Origin of the sequence: Pseudomonas sp. HR1 (genome assembly GCF_030175875.1) — a bacterium.
GTDB classification, from domain to species: domain Bacteria; phylum Pseudomonadota; class Gammaproteobacteria; order Pseudomonadales; family Pseudomonadaceae; genus Chryseomonas; species Chryseomonas oryzihabitans.
Genome location: NZ_JASNRF010000019.1, coordinates 1 through 1,454, shown reverse-complemented (window position 1 = coordinate 1,454; position 1,454 = coordinate 1). Strand labels below are relative to the sequence as shown.

Genomic DNA, 1,454 nt, shown 5'->3' with positions numbered 1-1,454 from the left:
CGAGAGTGCCTGTATCTGGGCAGAGGCCGAATCTCTACAGACGGATCTTGAGGCGCTGGCTTTTGCACGGTTCGGTATTCATCAAAATGAAGCGGCCGAGCATCGAACAATGGAGGCATAGGCTAGGCCAGCAGGCGGTATCTGCGCGAGCTACTTTTTCAGCAGCTCGCTTCAACATACATACGACCTGACATACCAGAGAACCTGACAGAAATGTAATGGTTACTTCAGCCTTTGGTCAGGACGCTTTGCATATATTGGCTGTCAGACGCTGCAAGCATTGAAAAACCGCAAATGTCCCTGCAATAGGCCAAGTTCGTCGCTAACCAATCCATAAGGTGCCCCGTATGTCCTCTCAGCAGTGCCATCACCAGCCCGACCAAACGAAAGGTACTGCAGCACTCACCGACCCCGTCTGCGGGATGAAGGTGGAAGAGGATAGCGAGCATCAAGAGCATTATCAGGGAAGCACTTACCGCTTCTGCAGCCAGGGTTGCCAGACCAAGTTTCGTTCCGACCCTGCTCGATATCTCGCTGCACCGCAGGCTCATGGGACCTCCTCTCGGGCATCTACCCCACCCGCACAGAAACCACCCGCCGGTGATGCAACGACAGAGTACACCTGCCCAATGCACCCTGAAATCCGCCAAATGGGGCCAGGTGATTGCCCTATTTGCGGGATGTCATTGGAACCGCTGATTCCTGAACTCGACGAGGAGGAAAATCCTGAACTCAAGGACTTTTCGAAACGATTCTGGTGGTCGCTGCCCCTGACCGTAGCAGTGACACTATTGGCCATGGCGGGACATGCGATACCGCTGTTTCACGGGGCTAGCCAGAACTGGGTTGAACTGGCCCTCACGACCCCGGTTGTCTTGTGGGCAGGCTGGCCATTTTTCGCGCGCGGTCTCGCCTCGGTCAAACATCGCAGCCCAAACATGTGGACCTTGATCGGGCTTGGCACGGGGGCTGCCTATATTTACAGCGTCGTAGCAACCCTCTTACCGAGCATGTTTCCAGAGTCATTCACAGTAGGCGGCCGGATAGGCGTTTATTACGAAGCCGCCGCGGTGATCATTTCATTGACTCTGCTGGGCCAGTTGCTGGAATTGAAGGCCCGCTCGCAGACGTCCTCGGCAATTAAGTCCCTGCTTGGCTTATCACCTAAAACCGCTCGCCGTATCGCCAAAGATGGTTCAGAGGAGGACATCCCGCTCACACATGTTCATGAGGGCGACCATCTGCGCGTTCGTCCTGGTGAAAAGGTACCCGTTGATGGAGAGGTATTGGAGGGCGAGAGCGCCGTCGATGAATCCATGCTAACGGGCGAGCCGGTTCCGGTGACGAAGCGGACAGGCGATTCGCTTATCGGCGCGACGATGAACACGAGCGGCTCGCTTGTCATGCGAGCCACTAAGGTTGGCTCCGGGACCATGCTTTCACAAATCGTCCAG

General features: G+C 55.8%; 1 protein-coding gene. It reads left to right on the top strand.

The genetic code is table 11. From position 1 onward, the window contains the following. Positions 1 to 347 precede the first annotated feature (347 nt). Positions 348 to 1,454 (top strand): P-type ATPase actuator domain-containing protein (locus QKY98_RS23315; protein WP_284671665.1); only part of this gene is annotated, 1,107 nt, incomplete at its 3' end.